Here is a 26,456-nt window from a genome sequence, read left to right as displayed (position 1 = left end):
AATTATGCCATGGTAAGCACACCGCGAACAGTGGTTAATTCATTAAGGAAATCTTCGGCACGGTTACGGTGATCATCATTTGTAGCACCATCAAGCTCGGCCTTGGCAGCTGCGATACGCTCTTCAAGCTCAGCTGGATCAAAGGCTTCCAATGGGTGAGCTGCTTCCGCTAAAATTGCGCAAGATTGCGGAGTGATATCGGCAAAACCGCCAAATACCACAAAAGCCTTTTCGTCCTTGCCAGCAATTTTTACACGTACAACGCCAGGCATAAGACGGGTCATTGTTGGCGCATGATTGGCCATTACTGTCAAATAACCTTCACTGCCAGGAAGCTGAACTTCAAGCGCTTGTTCTGAAAGAAGAAGCTTTTCGGGTGCAACAAGTTCAAATTGAAAGGTATCGGCCATGTTCATTTGCTTTCAATCATTAGAGCATAGAATAGCTTCAAAACTGAGCTTAATAACTATGCAACAAAACAAAGAGTTATAAAATCTTACATTCAGCTTGAACTGAAAAAATCTTGGATAATATATATTAGAATATCAGCTATTCACTCAATAGTTACCCAAAAATGTAAATGAAGCGCTGTTAAAAACAATGTTTATAACAGCGCCAATATTTATTAAGCAGCTTCAGCAGCAAGACGCTGAGCTTTTTCGATTGCTTCTTCAATAGAACCAACCATGTAGAAGGCTTGCTCTGGAAGGTGATCGTAATCGCCGGCGCAAAGACCCTTAAAGCCTTTAATCGTGTCTTCAAGAGCAACCAACTTACCAGGTGAACCAGTAAATACTTCAGCTACGTGGAATGGCTGTGACAAGAAGCGTTCAATCTTACGTGCACGAGCAACGGTAAGTTTATCTTCTTCTGAAAGCTCATCCATACCAAGAATTGCGATAATATCTTGCAATGACTTATAACGCTGCAAAATAGTCTGCACTTGACGGGCAATTTCGTAATGCTCTTCACCAACTACAAGTGGGTCAAGCATACGGCTTGATGAATCCAGTGGATCCACAGCAGGATAAATACCCTTTTCAGCAATACTACGTGAAAGAACGGTAGTTGCGTCCAAGTGAGCAAATGATGTTGCAGGTGCAGGATCGGTCAAGTCATCGGCAGGAACGTAAATGGCCTGCACAGAAGTAATCGAACCCTTATTGGTGGTTGTAATACGCTCTTGCAAAGCACCCATTTCATTAGCAAGGGTTGGCTGATAACCAACAGCTGATGGAATACGGCCAAGAAGCGCTGACACTTCAGAACCTGCTTGCGTAAAGCGGAAAATATTATCCACGAAGAAAAGAACGTCCTGCCCAGCATCACGGAAATATTCAGCAACGGTTAGACCAGACAAGGCAACACGTGCACGGGCCCCAGGAGGCTCGTTCATCTGACCGTAAACGAGGGCGCATTTTGAACCCTCTGCAGAACCATCATGTTCCTTAGGGTCAACATTCACCTTACTGTCGATCATTTCGTAGTAAAGATCGTTACCCTCACGGGTACGTTCACCTACACCGGCAAATACCGAATAACCACCATGGGCTTTAGCGATATTGTTGATAAGTTCCATGATGAGAACGGTTTTACCAACGCCCGCACCACCAAAAAGACCAATCTTACCACCCTTTGCATAAGGTGCGAGAAGATCAACAACCTTAATACCGGTGACAAGAATTTCGGATTCTGTTGATTGCTCAACATATTCTGGAGCTGGCTGGTGAATAGCGCGTGTTGCAGAGGCAACAATCGGACCGACTTCATCAACAGGCTCACCGATAACGTTCATGATACGACCTAGCGTACCTTCACCAACTGGAACTGAAATCGGGGCACCAGTATCTGTTACTTCTTGACCGCGAACAAGACCTTCAGTCGAGTCCATAGCAATACAACGAACAGTATTTTCACCAAGATGCTGTGCAACTTCGAGAACAAGACGGTTACCGAGATTTGTTGTTTCAATGGCGTTAAGAATGAGCGGTAGATGCTCATCGAACTGAACGTCAACGACAGCACCGATAATCTGCTTGACGCGACCGACATGACCTTTTGATGTATCCATCCTAAAGGATCCTTTACCTGTTATTGACGCAGCTGTTGCAGTTTCTGCCGCTGCATGGGTTAAATAGTATTGGGGCAATTATGCGGCATTATTTAAAATGCTTCAAGGATTTGCCCCTTTTGTTTCATTATTGTAAATGATAGCAGGAAATAAAACGCTTATTATAGCGCTTCAGCACCCGCGATAATTTCAATCAATTCTGTTGTAATCTGCGCCTGACGTTGGCGGTTATAAGTGATCGACAATCTGTTGATCATATCGCCAGCATTGCGTGTTGCATTATCCATAGCGCTCATCTTGGCACCCATTTCGCCGGCAGCATTTTCAAGCAATGCCCGAAATACCTGAACAGTTAAATTACGTGGGATGAGTTCATCTAAAATAGATGCAGCATCAGGTTCATATTCATAAAGCGCGCCATTGACATCTGCATTATCCGCAACAACTTCACCGGCACTGGCTGGAATAAGTTGTAAACGGGTTGGCTCTTGATTTATAACCGACTTAAATTCGGAATAAAACAATGAACAAACATCAAATCCGCCATCATTGAACAAGTTGGTAATCTTGTTTGAAATACGCTGTGCATGAACAAAACCAACTTGTTTGGCATCACGTAAATCAACATGATCAATAATAAGCTTGCTAAAGTCACGCTTTAAAATATCTGCACCTTTTTTACCGACAGTAATTAGTTTTACCTGCTTACCATCTTGTAAAAGAGCGCGAATATATTCGCGAGCATGACGCGCAATTTGCGAATTAAAGCCGCCGCAAAGACCGCGTTCTGCTGTACAAACAACGACAAGATGAACTTGATCATTGCCTGTGCCTGCCATTAAACGCGGTGCATCTTCTGGGCTTACATTGGCAGCGATATTGGCAAGAACTGATGCCATACGCTGAGAATATGGACGCGCAGCCTCAGCTGCCTCTTGGGCGCGACGCAATTTTGCCGCGGCGACCATTTGCATCGCCTTGGTAATTTTTTGCGTCGCCTTAACTGAGGCGATACGGTCTCTGAGATCTTTTAGCGAAGCCATTAAACCGTCCCGTCAGTGTTAAGCAAAATTCTTTGCATAATTGCCAAGCAATTCAACAAGCTTGCCTTTAAGCTCGTCAGTTACCTGCTTTTGATCACGAATACCTTCAAGGATATCCTTGTGCTCGGTACGAAGCAAGGCTAATAGGCCTTGTTCAAATTTACCAACCTGATTAACCGCAAGCTTATCAAGATAGCCATTCACACCAGCGAAGATCACACAAACTTGCTCTTCGGTTTTAAGTGGTGAGAATTGTGGTTGTTTCAAAAGCTCAGTCAAACGGGCACCACGGTTAAGCAAACGCTGCGTTGCTGCATCAAGATCAGAACCAAACTGCGCAAAGGCAGCCATTTCACGATACTGAGCAAGTTCACCCTTAATAGAACCAGCAACTTGTTTCATTGCCTTGATCTGCGCCGATGAACCAACACGTGACACGGAAAGACCAACGTTAACAGCTGGACGAATACCTTGATAGAATAAATTGGTTTCCAAGAAAATCTGACCATCGGTAATCGAGATCACATTGGTTGGAATATAAGCAGAAACGTCATTTGCTTGAGTTTCAATAACTGGCAATGCGGTCAATGAACCTGCGCCATTATCATCATTAAGCTTTGCAGCGCGCTCTAGAAGACGTGAATGCAAATAGAAAACGTCACCAGGATAAGCTTCACGGCCTGGTGGACGACGAAGTAGCAAGGACATTTGACGATAAGCAACAGCTTGCTTAGATAAATCATCATAAGCGATAAGAGCGTGTTTGCCATTATCACGGAAATATTCGCCCATTGCACAAGCAGCAAATGGAGCCAAATATTGCATTGGAGCAGGCTCGGAAGCGGTAGCTGCAACAACGATTGAATATTCAAGCGCGCCGCGTTCTTCCAACACTTTCACAAATTGTGCAACGGTTGAACGTTTTTGACCAACAGCAACATAGATGCAATAAAGCTTGTCTTTTTCAGGACCTGCATCATGCACTGACTTTTGATTAAGGAAAGTGTCAAGAATGATTGCAGTTTTACCGGTTTGACGATCGCCAATAACCAATTCGCGCTGACCGCGACCAACAGGGATAAGCGCATCAATCGCTTTAAGACCAGTTGACATTGGTTCATGAACCGACTTACGTGGAATAATACCAGGTGCCTTCACGTCAACGCGGCGGCGTTCCTTTGCATTGATTGGACCCTTGCCATCAATTGGATTACCAAGTGCGTCAACTACGCGACCAAGCAATTCTGGGCCAACTGGCACATCCACAATCGACTTGGTACGGCGAACTGTGTCACCTTCACTGATGTTACGGTCAGGACCAAAAATAACGGCACCGACATTATCAGCTTCAAGATTGAGTGCCATACCACGGATACCACCGGGGAACTCAACCATTTCACCGGCCTGAACATTATCAAGACCATAAATACGGGCAATACCATCACCCACAGACAATACCTGACCAACTTCAGAAACTTCAGCCTCTTGGCCGAAATTCTTAATTTGCTCTTTCAGGATTTGCGATATTTCCGACGGTTTAATATCCATCAGCCGACCTCTTTCAGTGCAAGCTTGAGCGAAGACAATTTTGTGCGCAGTGATGTATCGATCTGTCGTGAGCCTACACGCACAACAAGACCGCCAAGAATAGCTGGATCAACTGTTACATTTAATGCAACATCTTTTCCAACCACTTGGCCAAGCACTGCTTTCAACTCTTTTTCCTGTGCGCTTGTTAACGCAAGGGCCGAAGTAACCTCGGCAGAAACCTCACCACGCGCACGCGCGGCAAGAATATGAAAGCCCTTAATAATTTCAGGCAATTTATTTAAACGCCGATGTTCGGCGATAACACGGAGAAAATTTCCAGTAAGTCCATTTGGACCAGCACCATTAAGACCAGCCTTATTGGCGATACTATCAATAGCGGCAAGCTGTTGCTCTGCTGAAAATACCGGACTCTTAATCAAACGCTGTAGGTCTTCACTTTTTGCAATTGCTTGCGCAAAAGAAGAAAGTTCTTTTTCCACAGCTTCAACACAGTTGGTTTCAGATGCAAGGTCAAATAGGGACCCAGCATACCGCTGGGCAACTGATGAAATAAGCGAAGACGTTTCTGTCACGATTACTTGTCTCTTTCCCCAAGCATAGGCCAACCTTTAAAAAAAAGATTCGACCTTTCGGTTTCAATTAATTTCAGCACAATAGGCATTTTTTCAAAAATGGCAACACTGAAAGTTGATGAGCATCTAGCATAGACATTCAAGGCACGCAACACCAAGCATATAGGCTTTTAGGCGCTTCTTTGCATTTTTCCACGTTTTTGCCATTATTTTTATCGGATATTGAGGACTTCTAATTTAAAAAACTTGTTTTGCCAAATAATGCTTTTGTTTTTCCTCCATCAACAAGTATGCAGCGATAAGGTGATTCCTCTCCTTGTTTAAGCACATAACCTTGTAAGCCAAATTGGCATTCGTTGCTGGTGACAAGTATCTGCCTCTTATGCTGATTATCAACTTATCGACGGCGATGTTTTGATGTAAGGCGCGTATTTATAAGATAATTTTTCTAAAGCCATAATAGCGGTGGTAATATTGCCGCAATTAAGCTATAAGTGCACCATGTATTTGGGATTTGACTATCCGTACATTTTTTAACCCTTGTCTGGACGACATCCCGGCTAGGGCGTTTTTTCTTTAATCTTTGAAAGGATATATGATGTCGATCACTGCTGAACGTAAACAAGCTCTTATTAAGGAATATGCAACAAAAGCTGGTGACACTGGTTCACCTGAAGTTCAAGTTGCTGTTTTGTCAGAGCGTATTGCTAACCTTACCGAGCATTTTAAAACCCACAAAAAGGATAACCATTCCCGCCGTGGTCTTTTGAAGTTGGTTTCACAACGTCGTAGCCTTTTGGATTACCTTAAGAAAATCGACCTTGCTCGTTACCAGACTTTGATTTCAAAGCTCGGTTTGCGTCGTTAAGCCAAATTGCCCTGTCCCATTATAATGTGGGGCAGGGTAAAATTTTTGAAGTTTAAGCTTATGTTTTATCGGTTGTTCCCTTAGAATGTTGAGTTTAAGTTCAAAAACAAAATACGATTATTTTGATGATATCACTGATATTTTAAATGATCGTTTTGATACCTATTATTAATTGCAGTGGAAAATGTTTTTCATTCAACATCATGATAGGTTTCAAAAAATGCATGTAAATTCGGGACTTGTCATGGGGCAGGATTGCCAGCCGCTTAAGATGATTTACTTATGTTAATCTGCTTACAATAAAAAGCTGCTTGTTGTCTTGCCCGTGGCCCGTCTAAAAAGTGAACATATTTTGTAATATAAATGATCAATGGATGATCGACAATAAAATATGTTTTGTATGTTAAATGAATGAAAGACGAAGTATGTTTAATACACATAAAGTAGAAATCGAATGGGCAGGCCGCCCGCTTACCCTTGAAACCGGCAAGATTGCCCGCCAAGCTGATGGCGCAGTAATTGCAACCTATGGTGAAACCATGGTTATGGCAACAGTGGTTTCCGCTAAGGAAGCAAAGGCCGGACAGGATTTCTTCCCTCTCACGGTTAATTATCAAGAAAAAGCCTATGCAGCTGGGCGTATTCCAGGTGGTTATTTCAAGCGCGAAGGCCGTCCATCAGAAAATGAAACCCTAGTTTCACGCCTGATTGACCGTCCGATCCGCCCGCTTTTTCCTGAAGGTTATAAAAATGACACGCAAGTCATTGTAACTGTTCTTCAGCACGATCTTGAAAATAATCCTGATATTTTATCAATGGTTGCTGCGTCGGCAGCGCTTACCATTTCTGGTGTGCCTTTTATGGGCCCAATTGGTGGTGCACGCGTTGGTTATATCAATGGTAAATATATTTTAAATCCAAATATCGACGAAATGCCTGAATCAAAGCTTGATTTGGTCGTTGCCGGTACAAGTGATGCTGTTCTTATGGTCGAATCAGAAGCACAAGAGCTTAATGAAGAAATTATGCTTGGTGCGGTAGTATTTGGTCAACAAGGCTTCCAACCAGTTATTGATGCAATTATCAAGCTTGCTGAAGTTGCCGCTAAAGAACCACGCGAGTTTGAGCCAGAAGACTTTTCTGAGATTGAAAAGAAAATGCTCAAATTTGCTGAAAAAGATTTGCGCAAAGCCTATCAAAATACCGTTAAACAAGAGCGTTATGCAGCTGTTGATGCTGTTAAGGCAAAAGTGCTAGAAAAGTTCTTGCCAGAAGGTGAAGAAGCTGAATATGCACCAGAACAAATCGCGGCAGTATTTAAGCATTTGCAGGCGAAAATTGTGCGTTGGAACATTTTAGATACCGGCACACGTATTGATGGCCGTGATCTTGTTACCGTTCGCCCAATTGTTGCTGAAGTTGGTGTTTTACCTCGCACCCATGGTTCAGCCGTCTTTACACGCGGCGAAACCCAAGCAATTGTTGTTGCAACTCTTGGCACTGGCGAAGATGAGCAATATGTCGATACGCTTTCCGGCCTTATCAAAGAATCCTTCATGCTTCATTATAATTTCCCGCCATTCTCGGTTGGTGAAACAGGGCGCATTGGATCGCCGGGCCGCCGCGAAATTGGTCATGGTAAGCTTGCTTGGCGTGCGCTTCACCCAATGTTGCCAGAAAAAGCAAACTTCCCTTATACTATGCGTGTTGTTTCAGAAATCACTGAATCAAATGGTTCATCATCAATGGCAACCGTTTGCGGCACCTCGCTTGCTTTGATGGATGCTGGTGTTCCTCTCGCTCGTCCCGTTGCTGGTATTGCAATGGGTCTTATCAAGGAAGGCGATCGCTTTGCGGTTCTTTCTGATATTCTTGGTGATGAAGATCATCTTGGCGACATGGATTTCAAAGTGGCTGGTACCGATCAGGGTATTACTTCTTTGCAGATGGATATTAAAATCCACGGCATTACCGAAGAAATCATGAAAGTAGCGCTTGAACAAGCTAAGGGTGGCCGTGAACATATTCTTGGCGAAATGGCAAAAACCATTACCTCATCACGTGCTGAGCTTGGTGAATTTGCACCTCGCATCGAAATCATGAATATTCCGGTTGATAAAATCCGTGATGTTATTGGTTCAGGCGGTAAGGTCATTCGTGAAATTGTTGAGCAAACTGGCGCGAAAATTAATATTGAAGATGATGGTACAATTAAGATTGCTTCCTCTGATGGTAAAACCATTGAGGCTGCAAAACGTTGGATCCATTCGATCGTTGATGAGCCTGAAGTCGGTGCGATTTATAATGGTACGGTTGTAAAGACTGCAGAATTCGGCGCCTTTGTTAATTTCTTTGGCCCTCGCGATGGTCTTGTGCATATTTCACAGCTTGCACCTGAACGCGTTCAAAAAACCACCGATGTGGTAAAAGAGGGCGATAAGGTTTGGGTTAAGCTCATGGGCTTTGATGAACGTGGTAAAGTACGTCTTTCCATGAAGGTTGTTGATCAGGAAACTGGTAAAGAACTCGTTCAAGATAATGCAAGTGAAGATGCTGGTGACAATAATGATGGTGGCGACCGCCCAGAGCGCAAGCGCCGTCCACGCCGTAACAATGACTAAGTTAAGCAAGCTAATTATTTGATTTCCTGTTGCTTATCAGCATTTAGGTGAAGTAAATAATTCAGTTTATTTTAAATAAGCAGGCGCATAAAGTGCCTGCTTTTTTTATGCTATTTGCTATAGAAAAATAGTGGATACATCATATTTAAGAGCAAAATGAAATATTTATGCCGTGTGGCTTTATAGAGTATGACTTTTCAAATGAGATAGTTTTGATTGCGCAATCATCAGCCATAAAGCAGCAATTTGAAAGCCAATTGTTAAAAAGGTATTTAGAACGATTCCAAGGTTGCAATTTTTATGATAAGCTTTAAATATAGCAAAAATTACCAAAGTTGCGATAATCTTTATAAGCTGGAGACTTGAAACCCTCCCTTAAAAGGAGTAACTACTACATATATAGAGTTGGCCCTTTGAAGTGTGACAGGCTTTTTTCGGTTTTCAATGATTATTGGTTATGAAAAATTATGCGCAATTTGGTTTGCACTTTTCAAGCTTATTTGGTCATTGGCTCTTTTGGTTTATGGGTAGGCTCATAGATCTGTTCATTACAGTTTTGACAACCGTAAGGAAAGCAAGGCTGTAATAACCTTAAACCTGTCTCATCTGATGGTAATGACGTTTTATATATTATTTAAAGTCCCAATTAAGCCTGTGGTTTGATTTGGCATATTTGAACTTAAAGAAAATAGCACATTGCGCATTTTACAAGGCTGTTAAAGATGCATGATAGAAGCGGTGGACACCCGCTTGTGATCCGGAGTTAAGATAATGACTTATGTCGTGACCGACAATTGTATTCGCTGCAAATATACTGATTGTGTTGAGGTTTGTCCTGTCGATTGTTTTTATGAAGGCGAAAATATGCTTGTCATCAATCCTGACGAGTGTATCGATTGCGGCGTTTGTGAGCCTGAATGCCCAGCTGAAGCAATTAAGCCGGATACTGAGCCTGGTCTTGATGACTGGATGGTGCTGAACGCGGAATATGCCGAAAAATGGCCTAACCTGACCATAAAAAAAGACCAATTGCCCGAAGCTGAAGAAATGGATGGTGTAACTGGCAAGTTGGAAAAATACTTTTCGCCCAATGCCGGTAGTGGCGATTAAAATATTTAAGGCCGCCTTGAAAGGCGGCCTGTGCTCTCCATATAGGAGAATCACTCGACATATTTTGGTTTTACTTGTTTCTTAAGTGGAAAAGCACTAGGCATATGCTTAAATTGCTCTCTTTTGTTAAAATTTTGATAATAAGTTGATTCTTATTAAAAAAAGTGATATGGTAGTCATATTCTGTCGAGAGCAAAATCGTGACCTTACCAGTGTTTATCATGTTTGATGTTGTTAATTATGGCTAATGGAATTATGGATTTTATCCAATAATACCGGCCAATTTTTGCGCTTGTAAATTTGTCAGCGCATGAAAGATTCTGAATATGTTGGTTTTTCAACATTTAGGCAATATCATCTGATCTCTACTTCTGGCTTACTTCACCCTCACGCATATCGACTAGCAAAAATTATACCGATCAGCCCTAAGGGTTCAACATGTGTTTTCGGCAATTTTGTGCCGGACACAAAGGGAGAAAGTTAACCTATGTCATCCCAGCAGAAAAAGACCTCAGCCCACCATGGTTTTAACGCCGGTGAATCTATTGTTTATCCCGCCCATGGTGTGGGTGAGATTGTTGCCATTGAAGTGCAAGAAGTTGCAGGACACAAGTTAGAGCTTTTTGTCATCCATTTTGAAAAAGACAAAATGCATGTCAAGGTGCCGGTTGCTAAAGCACTTTCTATTGGTATGCGCAAACTTTCAGAAAATGATTTTGTTGATCGCGCTTTGAAAGTGCTTCAAGGTCGTGCACGCGTAAAGCGTACAATGTGGTCGCGCCGCGCCCAAGAATATGATGCTAAAATCAATTCTGGTGACCTTATCGCGATTGCTGAAGTGGTGCGTGATCTCTTTAGAGCTGATAATCAGCCAGATCAGTCTTATTCTGAGCGCCAGCTTTATGAAGGTGCTCTAAGCCGGATGGCGCGCGAAGTTGCTGCGGTTAATGCTGTTTCTGAAACTGAAGCTGTGCGTCTTATTGAGGCCAATTTGGTAAAAAATCCTAAGCGTAATGCAAAAGCTGATGATCAGATTGATGACAGTGAAGAAGTTGAAGCTGCGTAATCAGTAAGCGATTAAAAGACAAAGCCGTGTAATCCAATATGGGGTGCACGGCTTTTTTGTTTTATTTCAAACTGTTTTACTGGTTTTAAAATAAATTCTAACAAAATTAACGCATTTTAGCTTGTCGACAAGGCATGAAATAAAGACCGAAAGTCGGCGATTGCCACTTTTGCAAGAAATAAATGTGGCGTAAAACTCGCCCCTAATATTTGCAATTATCAGCTAAATTTTTAACTGAAACCGTGACAATGCTGTCTTTAAAATTATATAATTATTTGGTGCTTTGGGTGAAATTATTTAACAATAAAAGTTTGTTATGACATCCCAAAGTCAGTAACGTCCGATATCGTGTTTAGGGTCAGGCGTATTAATTTAAAGAAACAAGCACAATAAACAGCACAAATATACATTTTTGATATAAAGGGGAGGACAGCGAAAAGTGGGTGGTATACCCATTTGAGCTTTACGACGCAGTAGATTACAGCTGTTTTTGTGTCCTTTCAGGATACAAGTAAATTTTCGCGATAACTTTGTCGAACATCCTTGAAAATATTCATATTTCTCGGCGGATCTTCTCACCTTTAATGTTTGGGGTCTCACAAAAATTTTCTCATACCATTTCGTTCAAATTAATAGGTCCTGACCCTAAGGTTTTTATTCGTGTTTGGTTAAAAATTCTTTTGCGCCTTTTTGTAGATAAGGTGTTAGCTCATCGATCTCCACACGCATAATTGGCCCGTTGCAAGCATGGTCTGCATAGGAAATATACTTGTTACCAAAGGCAATAGAGTGGTTATCCGCGTAAAAAAATGTAAGATAATCCGCCATAAAATCTGCGCATTCATCCCATTCCACCCAATCTTTTTGTTTTCGATTTTTATTATGTTGGCTTTTAAGAAATTTTAAAAAATTCTCTCTAGGCTCAGGACTCATTAATTAAGATAAAAGATAACGGCTGCAGCAATGCATATTGCTGAAAAGAAAGTATGGGCGCATCTGTCGTATCTTGTAGCGATACGTCGCCAATCTTTAAGTTTTGCAAACAGATTCTCAATTTTATGACGTAATTTATAGGTGGTCTTGTCAAAGAATATAGTTGCCGTTCTACCCGCTCTAGGAGGAATACAGGGCTTGATGTTTCTATCAACCAAGGCTTGTCTGAACCAGTCAGCATCGTACCCTTTATCAGCAATGAGTTCTTGAACATCAGGCAAAACTGGTAACAAAAGAGCCGCACCTTTGTAATCACTCATCTCACTTTCTGACAATAATAGGCATATAGGCTTTCCATCTTGATCGCAGACTGTGTGAAGTTTTGAATTCAGTCCCCCTTTGGTGCGCCCAATACGGCGGGGAACATCCCCTTTTTAAGCAGGCTGGCTGCTGTGCGGTGCGCCTTAAGATGGGTTGCATCAATCATGATACGCTGAGGTTTTGAACCTTCCCCCGCGAGCGCTGCAAAGACGCGATCAAATACACCCAATCGGCTCCAGCGAATAAAGCGGTTATAAAGTGTTTTATGTGGGCCGTAACCCACTGGCACATCTTTCCATTGCAAGCCATGCTTAATAACATAAACAATCCCACTGATAACGCGCCGATCATCAACACGTGCTACCCCATGGGACAATGGAAAATAAGGTGATATCCTCGCCATCTGATCTTCACTCAATAAAAACAAATTACTCATTGGCTAACTCCGTAACACCAATGAATCATAAATCAACTAAATTGGGAATCCATAAAATTAATAGGTCCTGACCCTAGTTGGCAAATTGTATGAGTTATCTGTCTTGTCGCCATAGATTTTCGCAAAATTAAAGATTTTTTGCCAATCTAATTCTTTTGCAGTCGTCATATCAATAGCTGTTTGTTGTGTGTAAATAGACGGATGTGCACCGCCGCAATAAGCATCGATTGATTGTTCATATACCAACAGATTCTTTGATGTATATAGGACGCTGACACTTTGCTCTGCAAAGCCAGTCCATCCAGTTCCCACTTGAGTTGTAATATATTGGGTTGAAAGACATTCAAATGCACTTTGTGATAGTTGCCAAAATTGGGTTTGCAGTTGTTGATTGACAGTATTTTTAATGGCTTTATTAGGAAAATCTACCAATTTGAAAAATGTAATATTGTTTCGCGGATCTTTGACATATTGCCAACTTGTTCCATTTTGTTGGCGTATTTTTCCAGTTTCTTTAGCGTGCCCTTGAAGCTTGAGCGTATCATAAGGTGAGAATTCGCCATTAGATTGCGAATAAGAATGTTCTCCCGAATAGCGATCTACTTCCTTGAGTGAAAATTTCATAGCCATTTTCTTGGCATATAATTCCCATAAACCATCATAATTTTTTTCAACAAATATTCCTGAAAAATGCGCGTTCGGGTATGTGAAAACGGGACCATTAGTAGAAGACTCAACATATTGTTGATATGGGTGGTCTTTTAACGGATAGGGTTCGGCAATACTATTTATGTCTCCCTGTAATGGAATATCAATGCCTGATTTTTCATAAAAATAGCGTCCTTTCACAACTTTATCAGGTCTAAATGACAACTCCATAATAATAGGAGAGTAACCGATAGTTCCTTTATAAATAACCCGTTCATCATAATTAAATTTCGCTAAAATCACCTGGTATTTATCTGATAATTCGTCGAAATAATTAAATCCTTTTTGCTTTAGCAGTTTAATGAAATCTTTGCGATTAATGTCCGCTATTGCTTCTTTTGCAACTAGCCTAAATACAATATTGGTAATTTCCTCTTTATAAAAATATTTGCGTTTTGCGTCTATATTACCGTCTGGAAGCTCGCTAAATTGCCATGTAGCATAACCACTGCCAAGGCCTATATCTGAAATTGCTGATTGATTTGCCTTGTCGTTGTTACCTTCTAATGCCCAAATGTCACCATCCGTTTTCATGCGGCCAATGAAAGAATTGTCAGAAAAGCGGTAAAGTTCTAGCAAAACAACATTTTCATTGATATCTGCAGCATAGATAAAATGATCTAACGCCTTTGCAGGAACTAATGTTGTTACAAATAATAAAACAAAACATACTAAACGCTGAACCATTTTTTCCTCACAAATTTTCATTATGAAAATAAACATATGCTTTATATTGATTTACATTATGTCGGTAAGATAGGCTTAAATATATGCTTTTTATTATTTCATTCGCTCATAGAGCTAAAACGTTCTAAAATGCGTTTTTTTAAGACTTCACGCACGCTGCGATAGGCATCTAAGATTTGCTCGCGTGAACCCGTTGCTAAAGCAGGATCGGGCATTGGCCAATATTCAACATCGACTGAAAAAGAGCGCATTTCTTCTAATACTGCATGGTGAGCCTGCGGCGTTAGCGTAATGATAAGGTCAAAGAAACCATCGGATAAATCTTCTAATCCGCGTGGGTTATGGCTATCAAGAGATAAACCTTCTTCGGCTATAATGGCTGAAGCAAAAGGATCGCGTTCACCGCGATTAACCCCGGCTGATGCGACATAGATTTTAGGAAAAAGATGATGCATCAATGCTTCAGCGATAGGTGAGCGGATTGAATTCATGCCGCAAACAAAAAGTACGGAGCTTGGTTGTGATATTTTGGGCAAAAAATGATCCATATCAGCCCCGCCAATGTAAAACGCATAAAAGTGTAAAAAGCCGTCGCGCGGTTTTAAAATCCATGTCAATTTTGCCGCTTAAACGGTCAAGCAGGGTTTGTGACCCCTCATTATGCAAGCCGCGCCGCCCCATATCGATGGCTTCAATCTTGCTAGGTGCTGCAAGGCGTATGGCTTCATAATAGGATTCACAAATCAAAAAATAGTCTTTTACGATGCGCCTAAATGGCGTCAATGACAGAATATGGGTGGTGACCCATGTTCCGTCACTGCGTGAAATGTCAAAGACAAGGCGTTTTTCTATTAAGGACAGTTTGAGATTATAGGGCCCGCCAATGTCGTCACCGGAAGGAAAAAATTGGTTTTCCTCAATAAGGTCGAAAACAGCTACTTCGCGCTCATGTTCAACCTCTGGGGTAGAGCGTCCGATAGTCTCGTCAAATTCAATGCCAATTAATCGACTATTCTCATTAAATTCACTCATCGAGTTATAACCCTAACGCCTTTTGCATCACTGCAGATAATGCCTTGCAACAATGTTAAAGATTTAAACGTACAGAAACCGAATAAGCGTGGCCATCAAGCCCTTCTTCTTCAGCGATGCGGATTGCGGCAGGGCCAAGAATGCGTAATTGTTCGGCATTTAATTTCATCACTGAGCTGCGCTTCATAAAATCAAACACCGAAAGGGGGGACGAAAACCGAGCAGAACGCGCCGTTGGTAAAACATGGTTGGAACCGCCAACATAATCGCCAATAACTTCAGGCGTGTAACAGCCAAGAAAAATGGCGCCAGCATTGCGTACCATTGGCAATAAAGCTTCTGGGTCTTGTACAGCAAGTTCAAGATGTTCAGCAGCAAAGCGATTAACCAGCGGCATTGCATCATGAAAATTATCGACCAGAATAATCCCACCAAAGTCGCGCCAGCTTTGCGCGGCAATGTTCACGCGCTTGCGTGTTTTAAGCTGGGCTTCAACGGCCTTTTCAACTTCTTTTGCAAAATCTTCATCATCGGTGATAAGCACTGATTGGGCGGCAACATCATGTTCAGCTTGTGCCAAAAGGTCGGCAGCAATCCAATCGGCATTATTGTTTTTGTCGGCTAGCACGAGAACTTCGGAAGGGCCAGCAATCATATCAATGCCAACAAGCCCAAATACCTGACGTTTTGCCGCTGCAACATAGGCATTGCCCGGGCCTACAATCTTGGCAACGGGTGCTATGGTTTTTGTACCATAAGCAAGGGCAGCAATGGCTTGCGCGCCGCCAACGCGATAGACTTCATCAACACCAGCAAGCTTTGCTGCCGCTAACACCAATGGGTTAATTTGACCATTAGGAGTTGGTACCACCATAACAAGGCGTTCAACGCCAGCTACTTTTGCCGGAACTGCATTCATTAATACCGAGCTTGGATAGCTTGCTGTACCGCCAGGTACGTAAAGCCCAACCGATTCGACAGCCGTCCAACGCCAACCTAGTTCTACGCCCAAATCATCGCTGAATTTTTTATCTTGCGGTAATTGGTGTTGATGATAAGCTTTAATGCGGTCATGGGCGAGCTGGAGAGCCGCCATAGTTTCACTATCAATACCTGCGGCGGCGGTTTCAATGTCTGCTTGACTTATGGCGATGCCTGTTTCGCGAAGATCAATATTGTCAAATTGTTGCGAATACTTAATTAACGCTTCATCGCCGTGGTCGCGCACTTGATGGATAACCGCACGCACAATATCATCAACATCTTGAGAAACTTCTCGTTTAGAGCCAAGAAATTCTTTGAAACTTGCTTCAAAATCATTGCTTTTTTGACGAAGAATGAGAACCATTTTTATCCTACCCGATGCAGAACGACCATGCTTGTGCCGTGCTTAAAAATTATGTGCGATATGAAAAATATATTATAGGTGAAGTTGCCTTAATATCTAAATAAGTGCAAGGGATACTTGTTTTTGTGTCGTTTTAAAAGCAAAATTCTTTCATATTTTCCCAAAATATTGTAGTCATAAGGTTCGGGAGTTAAAAACACATCTTGCCAAAATTTGTGTTACAAAAAATTATTTTAATAGCGACAAGTTATCCTTATTTATCAGAGCTCGGGCGAATGCATTTATTTAACTTATAAAGCTTTAGCTTCTGTATTGGGTATTGTTGAGATTGATGAAAGTCTCTTTCGATACGCGTTGCGAAATAGGCAACCTTGGCCATGGTGACTTTGGCAAGACAACAGTTTTCGATATATTTGAACGAAAGGGCAAGTTTACACTGAAATTGTGCCAAACTGCTTAAAAGCGACGTTACAGGGTATTTTGACGCAAGCAAAGTGGATTTTGCTTCGGTGATAAATTCTGATGGGCTGCTCAAATAAAGCTTTTTTATCCATCAAGGCACAATTGAATGAAATTCATAAATCGTAAATAATATTTTATAACGATTGTTTAGGCTGGCTTAAAAAGTGGATATTTGACTGGCTGCCTATTTGCCAGCATATCACTCATACTTTAAGCGGAGCTACCCCTTAAAAATCAATCAAAAAGAGGTAGCTATAAATCGTGATATTATCTTAAAACTTTGGCTGGATAATGCAGATGGAGCCTGCTTTTAAGCTATTCCTTTAAGCCCAACCTTTAAGTCCGGCCTTTAAGCATTACCAATTGTTTCAAACATTGCATGGCGCAGCGCAACTTGTGCATCCATCCCATCGCGAGCAACACTCTCACAAGCGACAAAATGTTCTTCACATGCATCAAGCGCCGTCATTAATAACATCTTCACCTGTGCATCATTTGGATGTAAGCCGCCACTTAGCAATAGCGTTTGCCGAAACATAACAGCACGATCTTCGGTCCAATAATCAAAATGGCCAACCAGCATTTTTTCATTGATAATCGATAAAAGATCAATCATTTCGCTGCGACGTGATGCGTCAACATTTAAGGTAAAAGAGCAAGCAAGATGCAAGGCTTCAAAGTCTTCCATCCACGAAAATGAAACATAATATTCGGCTTTGCTGCCAGTGATGCAAACAGCAATTTCATCTTCGGCTGTGCGCTCGAAAGACCAGTCATGCCCATATGCAATCTGTTCAATCACATCAACTGGATGTGCTTCACGCTCTTTGGCGTCATGAACAAGTCTCATTTCTTTTCCTATCATTCCAAAAATCAGCATTTTAAATGCAAGATCGATATTTAAACTCTTTTGCTTTTTAAAAGAGCAATGCTGGCGTTCAAAACCACGCGCAAAACTATTAAAAAGCAGAATAATAACCCTTCGCGCCAAGACGAAGCCTGCGCACGACAAAAGCAATTATTTTTTAACGCAAAAACACAAAGACTATGAAATTAGGCAAACGACAAACAAACCGCCATATATTCATACCCTTGAATGACCCTTATACGAATCAACAAGTGTTTTCAGTGTATTGATTGGCGTTGTAAGTGCTAGTCCCCCGATTCAAAAAAGCTGTGGTTAAAAAAAACAAAGGCCGGAAAAAATATTTCCGGCCAAGCTAAGAGATTCTGATAATATAACTTTTTGACTTTTCAACAGGTGTTAAAAAAATGGGGATTATTTTTTAACTTTACGTTTTATTAATGGCTTTTTAAGCTTTGTTAGCCAAATCTAGTTTTTCTTCCAGAATTTTTACCCGTTTTTGCAATGCTTCATTCGCATCAAGTGCTTTAACAGCTAGCGCCTTTACTACTTCAAACTCTTCCTTGCTGACAAGATCAAGCTTATTAACAGCGCGCTCAGCTTGGGCGCGAAATGCGCTTTCTACTTCTTGGCGCACACCTTGCGCAGCACCAGCCGCATCGGTTGCGAGCTTCGCCAAATCATCAAAAATACGGTTAGATCCGTTGCTCATATTATTCATTCCTCTTTTCATTGACATATTTTAAACAATATAAGGATAACACCTTAAAATTGTGCAGCTCACCCTCTCATATAGAGTGAAATGTTAAGTTGATAGGTTTAATTTAATACAGGCGAAAAAAAATAAAAGCACTTTATCATAAAAACTGAAATTTCGTGTATCTGTCGTTAAATTTAAAAAATTGACAGTGGTGATGAAAAGTTTATTTTCTAGCCAAATGTTTTTCATATTGGTGACGTCAAGCCACCATGCATATACAGGGTAATTAAATGGGTAGTATTCTTTCTTTTAGCGCTTTGGCATTTCCCAATATTGATCCTGTTATTGTTCATATTGGTCCTTTCGAGCCGCGCTGGTATGGCCTTGGCTATGTTGTTGGCATTCTTTTTGCTTGGTGGTATGGAAAATTATTGTTGCGCCGACCACAATTTTGGAAAAACAACCAGCCGCCAATGGAACCAAATAAGCTTGATGATTTTGTCATTTGGGCGGTATTAGGTGTCGTTGTTGGTGGTCGCTTAGGTGAAGTATTATTTTACCGCCCTGACTTTTATTTCGCTAATCCCGGTAAAATTATCGCTGTTTGGGATGGTGGCATGTCATTTCATGGTGGTTTTATCGGTATGGCACTTGCCATGGTATTTTTTGCACTTAAAAACAAAATTAACACATTTTCAATGTTCGATACCATTGCAGCTGGTGTGCCGATTGGCCTTGGTGTTGTGCGCGTTTGTAACTTCATCAATAATGAATTATGGGGGCGCGAAGCCTTTACTATTCCTTGGGCTGTATTATTTCCTGGAGAAGCAGGCGGCATTCCGCGTCATCCAAGCCAAATTTATGAAGCACTGACTGAAGGACTTTTACTATTCATTGTGCTAGCAATCATTATTTTTGCATTCAAAGCCTTGAAAAAGCCCGGTCTTGTTAGCGGTACATTTGTCATGGGCTATGGACTTGCCCGCATTTTTGTTGAGTTTTTCCGCGAGCCGAGCGGCAGTTTTTTCGCCCTTGGTTGGCCTAATCGCGATACAGCGATTCATTTATTAAATGCCGATGCCAATGGCGACTGGCTTACCATGGGCATGCTATTATCACTACCAATGGTTGGCGTTGGTTTGTGCATGATTATCTATGCTTTGATCAGCAATAAAGCAACCGCACAACAAGTTTGATAATGATGATGGCAACACCTAGCATTAATAGTTTAAAAGAAAAGCTTATTGTAACCATCCAAGAGCATGGTCCTTTAAGCATTAGCCAATTTATGACATTTTGTTTGGCTGATCCACAATATGGCTATTATATTACTGCTGATCCCTTTGGCCGTGATGGTGATTTTATCACTGCACCTGAAGTAAGCCAGATGTTTGGTGAAATGCTCGGTGTTTGGGTTGTTTTATCGTGGCGTGCAATGGACAAGCCTGCTGATTTTAGCTTATGTGAAATGGGGCCCGGACGCGGTACCTTGATGGACGATGTTTTGCGCACCATTAAAAAGCTAGATTTGGATTGCTTTAAAGCGGCTAATATTTTTCTTGTTGAAACTAGCCCGAAATTGCGAGAAAAGCAAAAGCAACGCCTTGCCAGCCATAATAGCAATATTACATGGATTGATCATTTTAGCCTACTTCCACCGATGCCGGTTATTTTGCTTGCCAATGAATTATTTGACTGTTTGCCGATCTATCAATATGTTTTTGATGGTCAAAATTGGCGAGAAACAATGGTTGGTGTTTCGCCTGATTTAAGTGGCGAACTGGATCTTGTTTTCGGTTTGGGCTCTATCATTTTTCCACCAAGTTTACCCTATGCTCCATCATTTATCAAAGAAGGTGATATTATTGAGGTGTCGCCAGCGCGTGAGAGCCTGATGGATGAAATAGCCGGCCATATAGCACAATATCGCGGTGCCGCCTTGATTATTGATTATGGTGCTATTGAGCCAAAACCCGCTGATACATTGCAAGCCATGTCAAAACATCAATTTAGTGATCCTCTTGCAAGTCCTGGAAAAGATGATTTAACATCACATGTGGATTTTGCTGCCCTTAACCAACGCGCGCAGCTAATGCACTGCCAAACCTATATGACCACTCAAGGCGAATTTTTATTGTCATTAGGGCTAATTGAGCGAGCGCAAACACTTGGGCAAGGCCGTGATAGCCTATTTCAAGAAAAAATCCGCAATGATGTCGAGCGGCTTGCTGGTGATGATAAAATTAGTGGGAAAATAGGTGGGAAAATGGGCGGGCTCTTTAAAGTATTATGTGTAAGTGATAAAAATACCCATATAATACCCTTTGATCAGCAATCCTAAAACAATTAAAAGGCGGAAAATAGCATGAATAATAAGCCTATGCCAATTATAAATACCGCCTTTAACGATCATTGCGGCTCGCAGATACAACATGGCTTTTTTACCCGTCAAGGCGGCGTATCAAGTGGCATTTATGAGAGCCTTAACCTTGGGCAAGGCTCTGATGACGAGCCCAATTTGGTGCTTGAGAATCGCAATCGCGTGGCCGCCAGTTTTCATATAACCAGCGACAAGCTTTTGACTTGCTATCAGGTGCATTCATGCGATGTCGTAACCGTGACAGCGCCTTTTTCCAGTGAGCGTCCAAAGGCTGATGCCATGGTAACCAATGTGCCGGGGCTTGCGCTTGGCATCTTAACTGCCGATTGCGGACCTTTATTATTTGCTGATAGTAAAAGTGGAATTATTGGTGCAGCCCATGCTGGTTGGCGCGGTGCTCTATATGGTATTATTGATAATACCATAGCCGCCATGGAGACCCTTGGTAGTAAACGTGAAGACATAGCGGTTGCGGTTGGCCCCTGTATTGGCCCCAATAATTATGAAGTTGGTGAGGAGTTTTTGCATAGCTTTCTTGACCTTGATGCTAATAATATGGTTTACTTTCGGCCATCGAACCGCGCGGACCACTATTTTTTCAATTTGTGGGCATTTTTGACTGTCCGTTTGCGCCGTAATAAAGTGAAGGATTATGCACTTAACTTGTGCACCTATGCTGATCAGGCACGGTTTTTTTCATATCGTCGTAAAACCCATCAAAATGAGATGGATTATGGTCGGCAAATTTCAGCGATTATGCTAGGGGAATAAGAATGGGTTTATATTTTTCTACCGAAGAATTTAAAAAGCGTGAAGCCCGCCTAATCGAAAAAATGACGATTGATAAACTGGATGCTGTGGTACTTTTTTCGCAAGAAAGTCTTTACTGGTTAACGGGCTTTGATACATTTGGCTTTTGCTTCTTTCAATGTCTTATTGTTAAAGCAGATGGTGAAAAAGTATTATTAACGCGTTTGCCAGATTTGCGCCAAGCGCAAGAAACATCAACAATCAAAAATATTGTTATTTGGCGTGACCGTGAAAATGCTAACCCAGCTTTTGATTTACGCAATCTTTTAAGCGATATGGAGCTTTTGGGTTGTCGTATTGGTTTGGAATATCGCTCTTATGGTCTTGATGGTGCAAGTTGTCGTCTTGTTGACGAGCAATTGGCTAGCTTTGCCAAAATTGTCGATATTTCTGGTGTGATTGACCATTTGCGTTTAATAAAAAGCCAAGAAGAGATTGCCTACATTAAAAAAGCTGCGCAATTATCCGATGATGTGCTTGATGCGGCTTTACCCAAAATTCAAGCAGGCAGCGATGAAGGTGAAATTTTAGCTGCTATGATTGGCGCTAATTTTATTGGTGGCGGTGATTTTCCAGCCAATGATTATATTATTGGTTCAGGTAAGGATGCGCTTTTATGTCGTTCTAAAACCGGTCGGCGCAAACTTGATGACAATGACCAATTAACCCTTGAATGGGCCGGAGCCTATCGCCATTATCATGCTCCGATGCTGCGCACGATATTGATCGGCACTCCAACGCCGCGCCATCACCAGCTTTACGATGCAGCATTTGAAGCCATTTTAGCTATTCAAACGGCAATGAAACCGGGGGCAATATTTTCTGGTATTTTTGATACGTTTACTGCCGTTATGGAAAAGCATGACTTAACACGCCATCGTTTGAGTTCTTGCGGCTACTCCATTGGTGCCCGCTTTGCACCGACATGGATGGAAATGGAACATTTTGAAGCAGAAAGCCCATTTGAAATTGTGCCCGATATGACACTTTTCGCCCATGCCATGCTTTTTGATTCAGATAGTGGTACGGCAATGACCCTAGGTGCTTCTTATCTTATTGATGAAGAAGGCGCAAAGCCATTGTCTCGCCATACGTTAAATCCAATTTTGCGTTAAAAGGTAAATAAAAACATTGATTATTATTGCTAGTGTATTGCTGGAAAAATTATAGCTGGTTTATAAAATATCAAAATAAAATAGGTTGCGTCACATTTGCATATATTGAGTATTTCCAAGCTCACATATAGGCAGATAATTTTGTAATTAATATTTATTGCAAAAAATTCATGCATAAAGCAAAAATATCGCTTTTTTTATTGTAAATTGCGTTTAAAATAATTCCATGATTTCTCGAAATGTTGAAAATTTGATGAAAAACAAAATTTTTACTTTTTTTTCTATATTTACTTTTTTAATTTTGACAGGCTGTCAACATTTAGGTTTTGGTAGCAAAACTGCTTCAACTCCTGCTTTTGGTATTATTTCACTTGATAATGCAACCGTTGCTGCGGCCAAACAACTTAGCGATGCTTTTATTGATGAAGGTGATGAGCAAAAAATCAAAATTTACCGCGGCATGCCTGATAAAGCGCAATATTATATAAAGGGCTACTTCTCGGTTATAGTTGATGAAAGCCCTGATGAAAATATGGTTCTTTATGTCTTTGATATTGTCGATAAGGATGGATCACGACTACACCGCATTGAAGGAAAATATGTGCTAAATCGTGTATTGGTACCGGCGCGCGACGGCTTTTGGGCAAGTATCACCAAAGACGGATATGACGCAATTGCAACACAAACTATTCGTCAACTTGGCGCATGGGTAGCAACCAATCGCGGTAATCTTTGATGGTTTTGTCTCGCAAGTGGAGCTATTACGCCCAATATCATTTTGACAGAGGAGATAAAAGTGATCGATTTTGCAGATTTCGAAAAAGTTGATATCCGTGTTGGCAAGATCATTGCGGCTGAGACTTTTCCGCAAGCCCGCAAGCCTGCTTATAAATTGCTGATTGATTTTGGGGCTGACATTGGAATTAAAAAATCATCAGCACAAATCACCAGTCATTATCAGCTTGATGATCTTGTTGGAAAGCTGGTTTTAGCGGTGGTCAATTTTCCGCCACGCCAAATTGGCCCTTTCATGTCTGAAGTGCTGACGCTTGGACTTCCCGATGAAAAAGGCGATGTTGTGTTGCTAACTCCCGATAAAACGGTACCACTTGGTGGACGTATGTTTTAAAGGCATCACTTTATTCTGGTTTTACCTTGAATAGGCCGGTAAAACCAAAATTTATTAGCAGGCAAAACAAAACTATAAAGACTAAATATTAAAGTGGACTAGTTTCACGTTTTTTACGCTCTTCATATGCTTTGACATGGCTATAGGCAAGCTCAAGAATTGGATGCTTAATATTTGCAGCCTCGGCGCGTTGTAAAAGGTCACCTAAAATATGATCGCCTTCGACACGATTGCCATGTTCAATATCACGTAACATTGAAGATGTGCCAACCGATTGATCATCCAACAATAAATGTTTTATAGCATCAAATGCGTCTGCATTAACCGCAAATCCATAATGGGCGGCAATTTCTGCATTGGTAATGATATAGCGCGACATGGCTTCACGCCCACCATGGGCACGGTTAATATCGCCAAGGCTTGCACGCATCAGGCAGGTCATGCCAGCAAACGCCGATAACTGCACCCATTTATTCCACATTCGTTGCAAAATATCGGGAACGGCTGAAACTTGTAATCCTTTAGCACCATTAAATGCACTGTCCAGTATTGCGGTTCGCTCACTCAATCCGCCATCTTGCTCACCAAAGACCAATGCAGCTGTATTATTAAGGTGGTGGATAATACCGTCTTGTCCAAGCGTTGCCTGAATAATTACCGAACCGCCAAGAACATTGGCTTTACCAAAAATCTCATTCAATCTATCCATATGGGCCATGCCATTTAAAAATGGAATAACTGAAGCCCCTTCACTCATAGCTGGAGCAATCGCGGCGATAGCGTCCTCAAGATCATAGGCTTTACAGGTTAAAAATATGAAATCATAATTTGGCTGCAACTCGCTAGCGAGTATAGTTTTTGCCTTTATAATCGCGTTGCCTGCAGGACTTGCAATGATAAGGCCGTTTTGTTCAATATTGACTTGCCGTTTTTCCCGAACGAGAAAAGTGACATCGCCGCCAATTTCGGCAAGGCGTCCTCCATAATAGCCACCAATTCCTCCAGCACCTAAAACCAATATTCTTGGCCGTTCCATGCCACCCTCCAATAAAATAATGACTAATCGTTTTTATCTAATAGGCCCAACTGTAAAATCATTGGCTCCAGCAATAAGCCTATCATGAATATTATCTAAAGCATTTTTCAATAAAAATAGAAAATCACATTTATTTATAGCGGTTATAACCGAAAATTTTGATAAATTATATTATCAGCCACTCGCAAAGATTAATATGATTTCATATATATAAGGCAAAACCTTACTTTCAAATTTAAGAAAGATTTAAGGACTGAAATTTGATGGGTGTGTACTATTTAGGTGGGGCGTGAAAAATTGGTTTTTCTATTGTTTTGGAGTATCTTTAGTGAAATATAGAATATATTTTTAGCGTAAAGCTCTTAAAAACAAAAGATTAGTTTGAATAACGGCCTAGCCTGCAAGCTGCTTGCTCTAGAAAGACTATAAAAGCTATGTTAGACAAAACTATGTTAGACAAAACTATGTTAGACAAGGGGACATTCGAAATTGCGATTGTTAAATTGCAATTGTCAATTGGTTGCTCTAAAGTTTTTTTATGAGTATTGGCAGGTTTTAGAATTTAATGATGTGGCCTGCTTGATGTCGCCACGAGAAAGAGGACAATATGCGTGATCCCTATACGGTTTTAGGCGTTGCACGTTCGGCAAAACCGGAAGAGATTAAATCGGCTTTTCGTAAATTAGCCAAAAAATACCATCCTGACCATAATAAGGATGATAAAAATGCTCAAGCACGGTTTTCCGAAATCAGTCAAGCCTATGAAATTTTAGGTGATAAAGAAAAACGGGGCCAGTTTGACCGCGGCGAGATTGATAGTGAAGGTAAGCCAACCTATCAAGGTTTCCAAGGGACAGGTGGCGGGAGCCCATTTGGAGATTTTGGCGGTGGAAGACGTACATCCGGCTTTAGCACGAGCGGCTTTGACACCGATGATTCGTTTTTTAGCGAAATTTTTGGTCGTGGCGCTTCATCACCCTTTGGCGGCGGTGCACATCGCGCCCAGCAAAAACGCAAAGGCGCAGATATAACTGCATCAATTTCAATCAGTCTTGAACAAGCGGTAGGGGCGGATAAGGTTGAAGCCATATTTCCAAATGGCAAAAATCTCAAGATTAAATTGCCCGAATTTGTTGAGGACGGTCAAGTCATTCGCTTAAAAGGCCAAGGTGAGACCATGCCAGGTGGTACTGATGGTGATGCCTTGATTACAATTCATTTTAAAAAGCACCCAAAATTCAGGCTTGAAGGGCGTGAGATCCATTTTGATTTACCGGTTGCCTTAAAAAATGCCGTTCTTGGTGCTAAGGAAGAAGTTGAAACTTTAGATGGTCGGGTTGCTGTTTCGGTTCCTGCTTGGTCAAGTTCTGATCGCGTCTTGCGGTTAAAAGGTAAGGGCTTACCACTAAAAATTGGTGGGCGTGCCGATTTTTATGTTCATATACGCATCATGCTGCCTCAAGAAAAAGATGAAGCGCTGATTGATTTTTTAAAGGGTGATGGCTGATAGGCCAAGTTTTAAAGCGCAATTCATGCAGTCTCGACAATCTGCTAAATTAATGAGCCAAGACATGTTAGTGCTAAAGCAATAA

At 41.4% G+C, this 26,456-nt stretch carries 25 protein-coding genes and 1 pseudogene; 12 read left to right on the top strand and 14 right to left on the bottom strand.

Going from position 1 to position 26,456, the window contains the following annotated elements; all coding sequences use genetic code 11:
- Nucleotides 1–2: 2 nt before the first annotated feature.
- The 5 genes from N5852_RS13220 to N5852_RS13200 form a co-directional block, all read right to left on the bottom strand.
- Nucleotides 3–410, bottom strand: a complete 408-nt coding sequence (locus tag N5852_RS13220; protein ID WP_262098225.1) for a F0F1 ATP synthase subunit epsilon — start codon at nt 408–410, stop codon at nt 3–5.
- 215 nt (nt 411–625) lie between these two features.
- Nucleotides 626–2,071: a F0F1 ATP synthase subunit beta gene (gene atpD, locus N5852_RS13215; protein ID WP_182417869.1), complete on the bottom strand. Its 1,446-nt coding sequence runs from the start codon at nt 2,069–2,071 to the stop codon at nt 626–628.
- 161 nt (nt 2,072–2,232) lie between these two features.
- Nucleotides 2,233–3,114, bottom strand: a complete 882-nt coding sequence (locus N5852_RS13210; protein ID WP_262098224.1) for a F0F1 ATP synthase subunit gamma — start codon at nt 3,112–3,114, stop codon at nt 2,233–2,235.
- Between the two features lie 18 nt (nt 3,115–3,132).
- The gene (atpA, locus tag N5852_RS13205) at nt 3,133–4,662 is read right to left on the bottom strand and encodes a F0F1 ATP synthase subunit alpha (protein WP_182417871.1); all 1,530 of its coding nucleotides are present in this window, start codon (nt 4,660–4,662) and stop codon (nt 3,133–3,135) included.
- Complete coding sequence (locus N5852_RS13200; protein WP_262098223.1) at nt 4,662–5,237, bottom strand: F0F1 ATP synthase subunit delta; 576 nt, start codon at nt 5,235–5,237, stop codon at nt 4,662–4,664. The genes atpA and N5852_RS13200 overlap by 1 nt, the downstream gene beginning before the upstream one ends.
- Before the next feature lie 598 nt (nt 5,238–5,835).
- Between N5852_RS13200 and rpsO the strand changes: the two genes are divergently transcribed.
- From rpsO to N5852_RS13180, 4 genes are all read left to right on the top strand, one after another.
- Nucleotides 5,836–6,105 carry a 30S ribosomal protein S15 gene (gene rpsO, locus N5852_RS13195; RefSeq protein WP_262099776.1) on the top strand — a complete coding sequence of 90 codons (270 nt, stop codon included), beginning with the start codon at nt 5,836–5,838 and terminating at the stop codon, nt 6,103–6,105.
- Between the two features lie 425 nt (nt 6,106–6,530).
- Nucleotides 6,531–8,726, top strand: a complete 2,196-nt coding sequence (gene pnp, locus N5852_RS13190) for a polyribonucleotide nucleotidyltransferase (RefSeq protein WP_262098222.1) — start codon at nt 6,531–6,533, stop codon at nt 8,724–8,726.
- 771 nt (nt 8,727–9,497) lie between these two features.
- Entirely contained in the window at nt 9,498–9,836 is a 339-nt protein-coding gene (fdxA, locus tag N5852_RS13185; RefSeq protein WP_262098221.1) for a ferredoxin FdxA, read from the top strand.
- 487 nt (nt 9,837–10,323) lie between these two features.
- Complete coding sequence (locus N5852_RS13180) at nt 10,324–10,902, top strand: CarD family transcriptional regulator (protein ID WP_182417875.1); 579 nt, start codon at nt 10,324–10,326, stop codon at nt 10,900–10,902.
- A gap of 654 nt (nt 10,903–11,556) precedes the next feature.
- Here N5852_RS13180 and N5852_RS13175 read toward each other — a convergent pair.
- From N5852_RS13175 to hisD, 6 genes are all read right to left on the bottom strand, one after another.
- Nucleotides 11,557–11,730: a hypothetical protein gene (locus N5852_RS13175; RefSeq protein WP_262098220.1), complete on the bottom strand. Its 174-nt coding sequence runs from the start codon at nt 11,728–11,730 to the stop codon at nt 11,557–11,559.
- 104 nt (nt 11,731–11,834) lie between these two features.
- A protein-coding gene (locus tag N5852_RS13170; protein ID WP_262098218.1) for an IS5 family transposase occupies nt 11,835–12,592 on the bottom strand; the annotation gives its coding sequence in 2 pieces (ribosomal slippage) (nt 11,835–12,259 and nt 12,259–12,592; 759 coding nt in all).
- Between the two features lie 57 nt (nt 12,593–12,649).
- Nucleotides 12,650–13,987 (bottom strand): hypothetical protein, encoded by a 1,338-nt coding sequence (locus N5852_RS13165; protein ID WP_262098217.1) that lies wholly within the window; start codon nt 13,985–13,987, stop codon nt 12,650–12,652.
- Between the two features lie 98 nt (nt 13,988–14,085).
- On the bottom strand, nt 14,086–14,535 hold the full coding sequence (locus tag N5852_RS13160; protein WP_262098216.1) for an arsenate-mycothiol transferase ArsC: 450 nt from the start codon (nt 14,533–14,535) through the stop codon (nt 14,086–14,088).
- 1 nt (nt 14,536) lies between these two features.
- Nucleotides 14,537–15,019: a UPF0262 family protein gene (locus N5852_RS13155; RefSeq protein ID WP_262098215.1), complete on the bottom strand. Its 483-nt coding sequence runs from the start codon at nt 15,017–15,019 to the stop codon at nt 14,537–14,539.
- A gap of 55 nt (nt 15,020–15,074) precedes the next feature.
- Entirely contained in the window at nt 15,075–16,367 is a 1,293-nt protein-coding gene (gene hisD / locus N5852_RS13150; protein ID WP_262098214.1) for a histidinol dehydrogenase, read from the bottom strand.
- Nucleotides 16,368–16,682: 315 nt separating this feature from the next.
- Here hisD and N5852_RS13145 point away from each other — a divergent pair.
- Nucleotides 16,683–16,894 (top strand): annotated as a pseudogene (locus tag N5852_RS13145) (IS1595 family transposase); the annotation flags it as partial.
- A gap of 284 nt (nt 16,895–17,178) precedes the next feature.
- Here the strand turns inward: N5852_RS13145 and N5852_RS13140 are convergent.
- Together N5852_RS13140 and N5852_RS13135 are read right to left on the bottom strand one after the other, a co-directional pair.
- Entirely contained in the window at nt 17,179–17,679 is a 501-nt protein-coding gene (locus N5852_RS13140; RefSeq protein WP_182417855.1) for a type III secretion system chaperone family protein, read from the bottom strand.
- A 463-nt stretch (nt 17,680–18,142) separates the two neighbouring features.
- Nucleotides 18,143–18,406, bottom strand: a complete 264-nt coding sequence (locus N5852_RS13135) for an accessory factor UbiK family protein (protein WP_262098213.1) — start codon at nt 18,404–18,406, stop codon at nt 18,143–18,145.
- 278 nt (nt 18,407–18,684) lie between these two features.
- On the opposite strand from N5852_RS13135, the gene lgt reads away from it, so the two are divergent.
- The 6 genes from lgt (at nt 18,685) to N5852_RS13105 (ending at nt 23,828) form a co-directional block, all read left to right on the top strand.
- Nucleotides 18,685–19,590 carry a prolipoprotein diacylglyceryl transferase gene (gene lgt, locus N5852_RS13130; RefSeq protein WP_262098212.1) on the top strand — a complete coding sequence of 302 codons (906 nt, stop codon included), beginning with the start codon at nt 18,685–18,687 and terminating at the stop codon, nt 19,588–19,590.
- A gap of 2 nt (nt 19,591–19,592) precedes the next feature.
- On the top strand, nt 19,593–20,735 hold the full coding sequence (locus N5852_RS13125; RefSeq protein ID WP_262098211.1) for a class I SAM-dependent methyltransferase: 1,143 nt from the start codon (nt 19,593–19,595) through the stop codon (nt 20,733–20,735).
- A 24-nt stretch (nt 20,736–20,759) separates the two neighbouring features.
- Nucleotides 20,760–21,545, top strand: coding sequence for a peptidoglycan editing factor PgeF (pgeF, locus tag N5852_RS13120; protein WP_262098210.1), 786 nt, complete (start codon nt 20,760–20,762; stop codon nt 21,543–21,545).
- A gap of 2 nt (nt 21,546–21,547) precedes the next feature.
- On the top strand, nt 21,548–22,699 hold the full coding sequence (locus N5852_RS13115) for a M24 family metallopeptidase (RefSeq protein ID WP_262098209.1): 1,152 nt from the start codon (nt 21,548–21,550) through the stop codon (nt 22,697–22,699).
- Between the two features lie 253 nt (nt 22,700–22,952).
- Nucleotides 22,953–23,435 (top strand): hypothetical protein, encoded by a 483-nt coding sequence (locus N5852_RS13110; RefSeq protein ID WP_262098208.1) that lies wholly within the window; start codon nt 22,953–22,955, stop codon nt 23,433–23,435.
- A gap of 54 nt (nt 23,436–23,489) precedes the next feature.
- The gene (locus N5852_RS13105) at nt 23,490–23,828 is read left to right on the top strand and encodes a tRNA-binding protein (RefSeq protein ID WP_262099775.1); all 339 of its coding nucleotides are present in this window, start codon (nt 23,490–23,492) and stop codon (nt 23,826–23,828) included.
- A gap of 88 nt (nt 23,829–23,916) precedes the next feature.
- Here N5852_RS13105 and N5852_RS13100 read toward each other — a convergent pair whose 3' ends face one another.
- Entirely contained in the window at nt 23,917–24,864 is a 948-nt protein-coding gene (locus tag N5852_RS13100; protein WP_262098206.1) for a ketopantoate reductase family protein, read from the bottom strand.
- 607 nt (nt 24,865–25,471) lie between these two features.
- Here N5852_RS13100 and N5852_RS13095 point away from each other — a divergent pair.
- Nucleotides 25,472–26,371: a DnaJ C-terminal domain-containing protein gene (locus tag N5852_RS13095; protein ID WP_262098205.1), complete on the top strand. Its 900-nt coding sequence runs from the start codon at nt 25,472–25,474 to the stop codon at nt 26,369–26,371.
- Nucleotides 26,372–26,456 lie beyond the last annotated feature (85 nt).

This window comes from Bartonella sp. HY328, from assembly GCF_025449335.1.
In the GTDB taxonomy this organism is placed as follows: Bacteria; Pseudomonadota; Alphaproteobacteria; order Rhizobiales; family Rhizobiaceae; genus HY038.
The sequence above is the reverse complement of the archived record's forward strand: the minus strand, read 5'-3'. Positions and strand labels throughout refer to the sequence as shown.

What these genes read in the sequence shown, in the direction of transcription:
- N5852_RS13220 (WP_262098225.1), bottom strand. Translation starts at nt 410, where the DNA reads ATGGCCGATACCTTTCAATTTGAACTTGTTGCACCCGAAAAGCTTCTT.
- atpD (WP_182417869.1), bottom strand. Translation starts at nt 2,071, where the DNA reads ATGGATACATCAAAAGGTCATGTCGGTCGCGTCAAGCAGATTATCGGT.
- N5852_RS13210 (WP_262098224.1), bottom strand. Translation starts at nt 3,114, where the DNA reads ATGGCTTCGCTAAAAGATCTCAGAGACCGTATCGCCTCAGTTAAGGCG.
- atpA (WP_182417871.1), bottom strand. Translation starts at nt 4,662, where the DNA reads ATGGATATTAAACCGTCGGAAATATCGCAAATCCTGAAAGAGCAAATT.
- rpsO (WP_262099776.1), top strand. Translation starts at nt 5,836, where the DNA reads ATGTCGATCACTGCTGAACGTAAACAAGCTCTTATTAAGGAATATGCA.
- pnp (WP_262098222.1), top strand. Translation starts at nt 6,531, where the DNA reads ATGTTTAATACACATAAAGTAGAAATCGAATGGGCAGGCCGCCCGCTT.
- fdxA (WP_262098221.1), top strand. Translation starts at nt 9,498, where the DNA reads ATGACTTATGTCGTGACCGACAATTGTATTCGCTGCAAATATACTGAT.
- N5852_RS13180 (WP_182417875.1), top strand. Translation starts at nt 10,324, where the DNA reads ATGTCATCCCAGCAGAAAAAGACCTCAGCCCACCATGGTTTTAACGCC.
- N5852_RS13175 (WP_262098220.1), bottom strand. Translation starts at nt 11,730, where the DNA reads ATGGCGGATTATCTTACATTTTTTTACGCGGATAACCACTCTATTGCC.
- N5852_RS13165 (WP_262098217.1), bottom strand. Translation starts at nt 13,987, where the DNA reads ATGGTTCAGCGTTTAGTATGTTTTGTTTTATTATTTGTAACAACATTA.
- N5852_RS13160 (WP_262098216.1), bottom strand. Translation starts at nt 14,535, where the DNA reads ATGGATCATTTTTTGCCCAAAATATCACAACCAAGCTCCGTACTTTTT.
- N5852_RS13155 (WP_262098215.1), bottom strand. Translation starts at nt 15,019, where the DNA reads ATGAGTGAATTTAATGAGAATAGTCGATTAATTGGCATTGAATTTGAC.
- hisD (WP_262098214.1), bottom strand. Translation starts at nt 16,367, where the DNA reads ATGGTTCTCATTCTTCGTCAAAAAAGCAATGATTTTGAAGCAAGTTTC.
- N5852_RS13140 (WP_182417855.1), bottom strand. Translation starts at nt 17,679, where the DNA reads ATGAGACTTGTTCATGACGCCAAAGAGCGTGAAGCACATCCAGTTGAT.
- N5852_RS13135 (WP_262098213.1), bottom strand. Translation starts at nt 18,406, where the DNA reads ATGAGCAACGGATCTAACCGTATTTTTGATGATTTGGCGAAGCTCGCA.
- lgt (WP_262098212.1), top strand. Translation starts at nt 18,685, where the DNA reads ATGGGTAGTATTCTTTCTTTTAGCGCTTTGGCATTTCCCAATATTGAT.
- N5852_RS13125 (WP_262098211.1), top strand. Translation starts at nt 19,593, where the DNA reads ATGATGATGGCAACACCTAGCATTAATAGTTTAAAAGAAAAGCTTATT.
- pgeF (WP_262098210.1), top strand. Translation starts at nt 20,760, where the DNA reads ATGAATAATAAGCCTATGCCAATTATAAATACCGCCTTTAACGATCAT.
- N5852_RS13115 (WP_262098209.1), top strand. Translation starts at nt 21,548, where the DNA reads ATGGGTTTATATTTTTCTACCGAAGAATTTAAAAAGCGTGAAGCCCGC.
- N5852_RS13110 (WP_262098208.1), top strand. Translation starts at nt 22,953, where the DNA reads ATGAAAAACAAAATTTTTACTTTTTTTTCTATATTTACTTTTTTAATT.
- N5852_RS13100 (WP_262098206.1), bottom strand. Translation starts at nt 24,864, where the DNA reads ATGGAACGGCCAAGAATATTGGTTTTAGGTGCTGGAGGAATTGGTGGC.
- N5852_RS13095 (WP_262098205.1), top strand. Translation starts at nt 25,472, where the DNA reads ATGCGTGATCCCTATACGGTTTTAGGCGTTGCACGTTCGGCAAAACCG.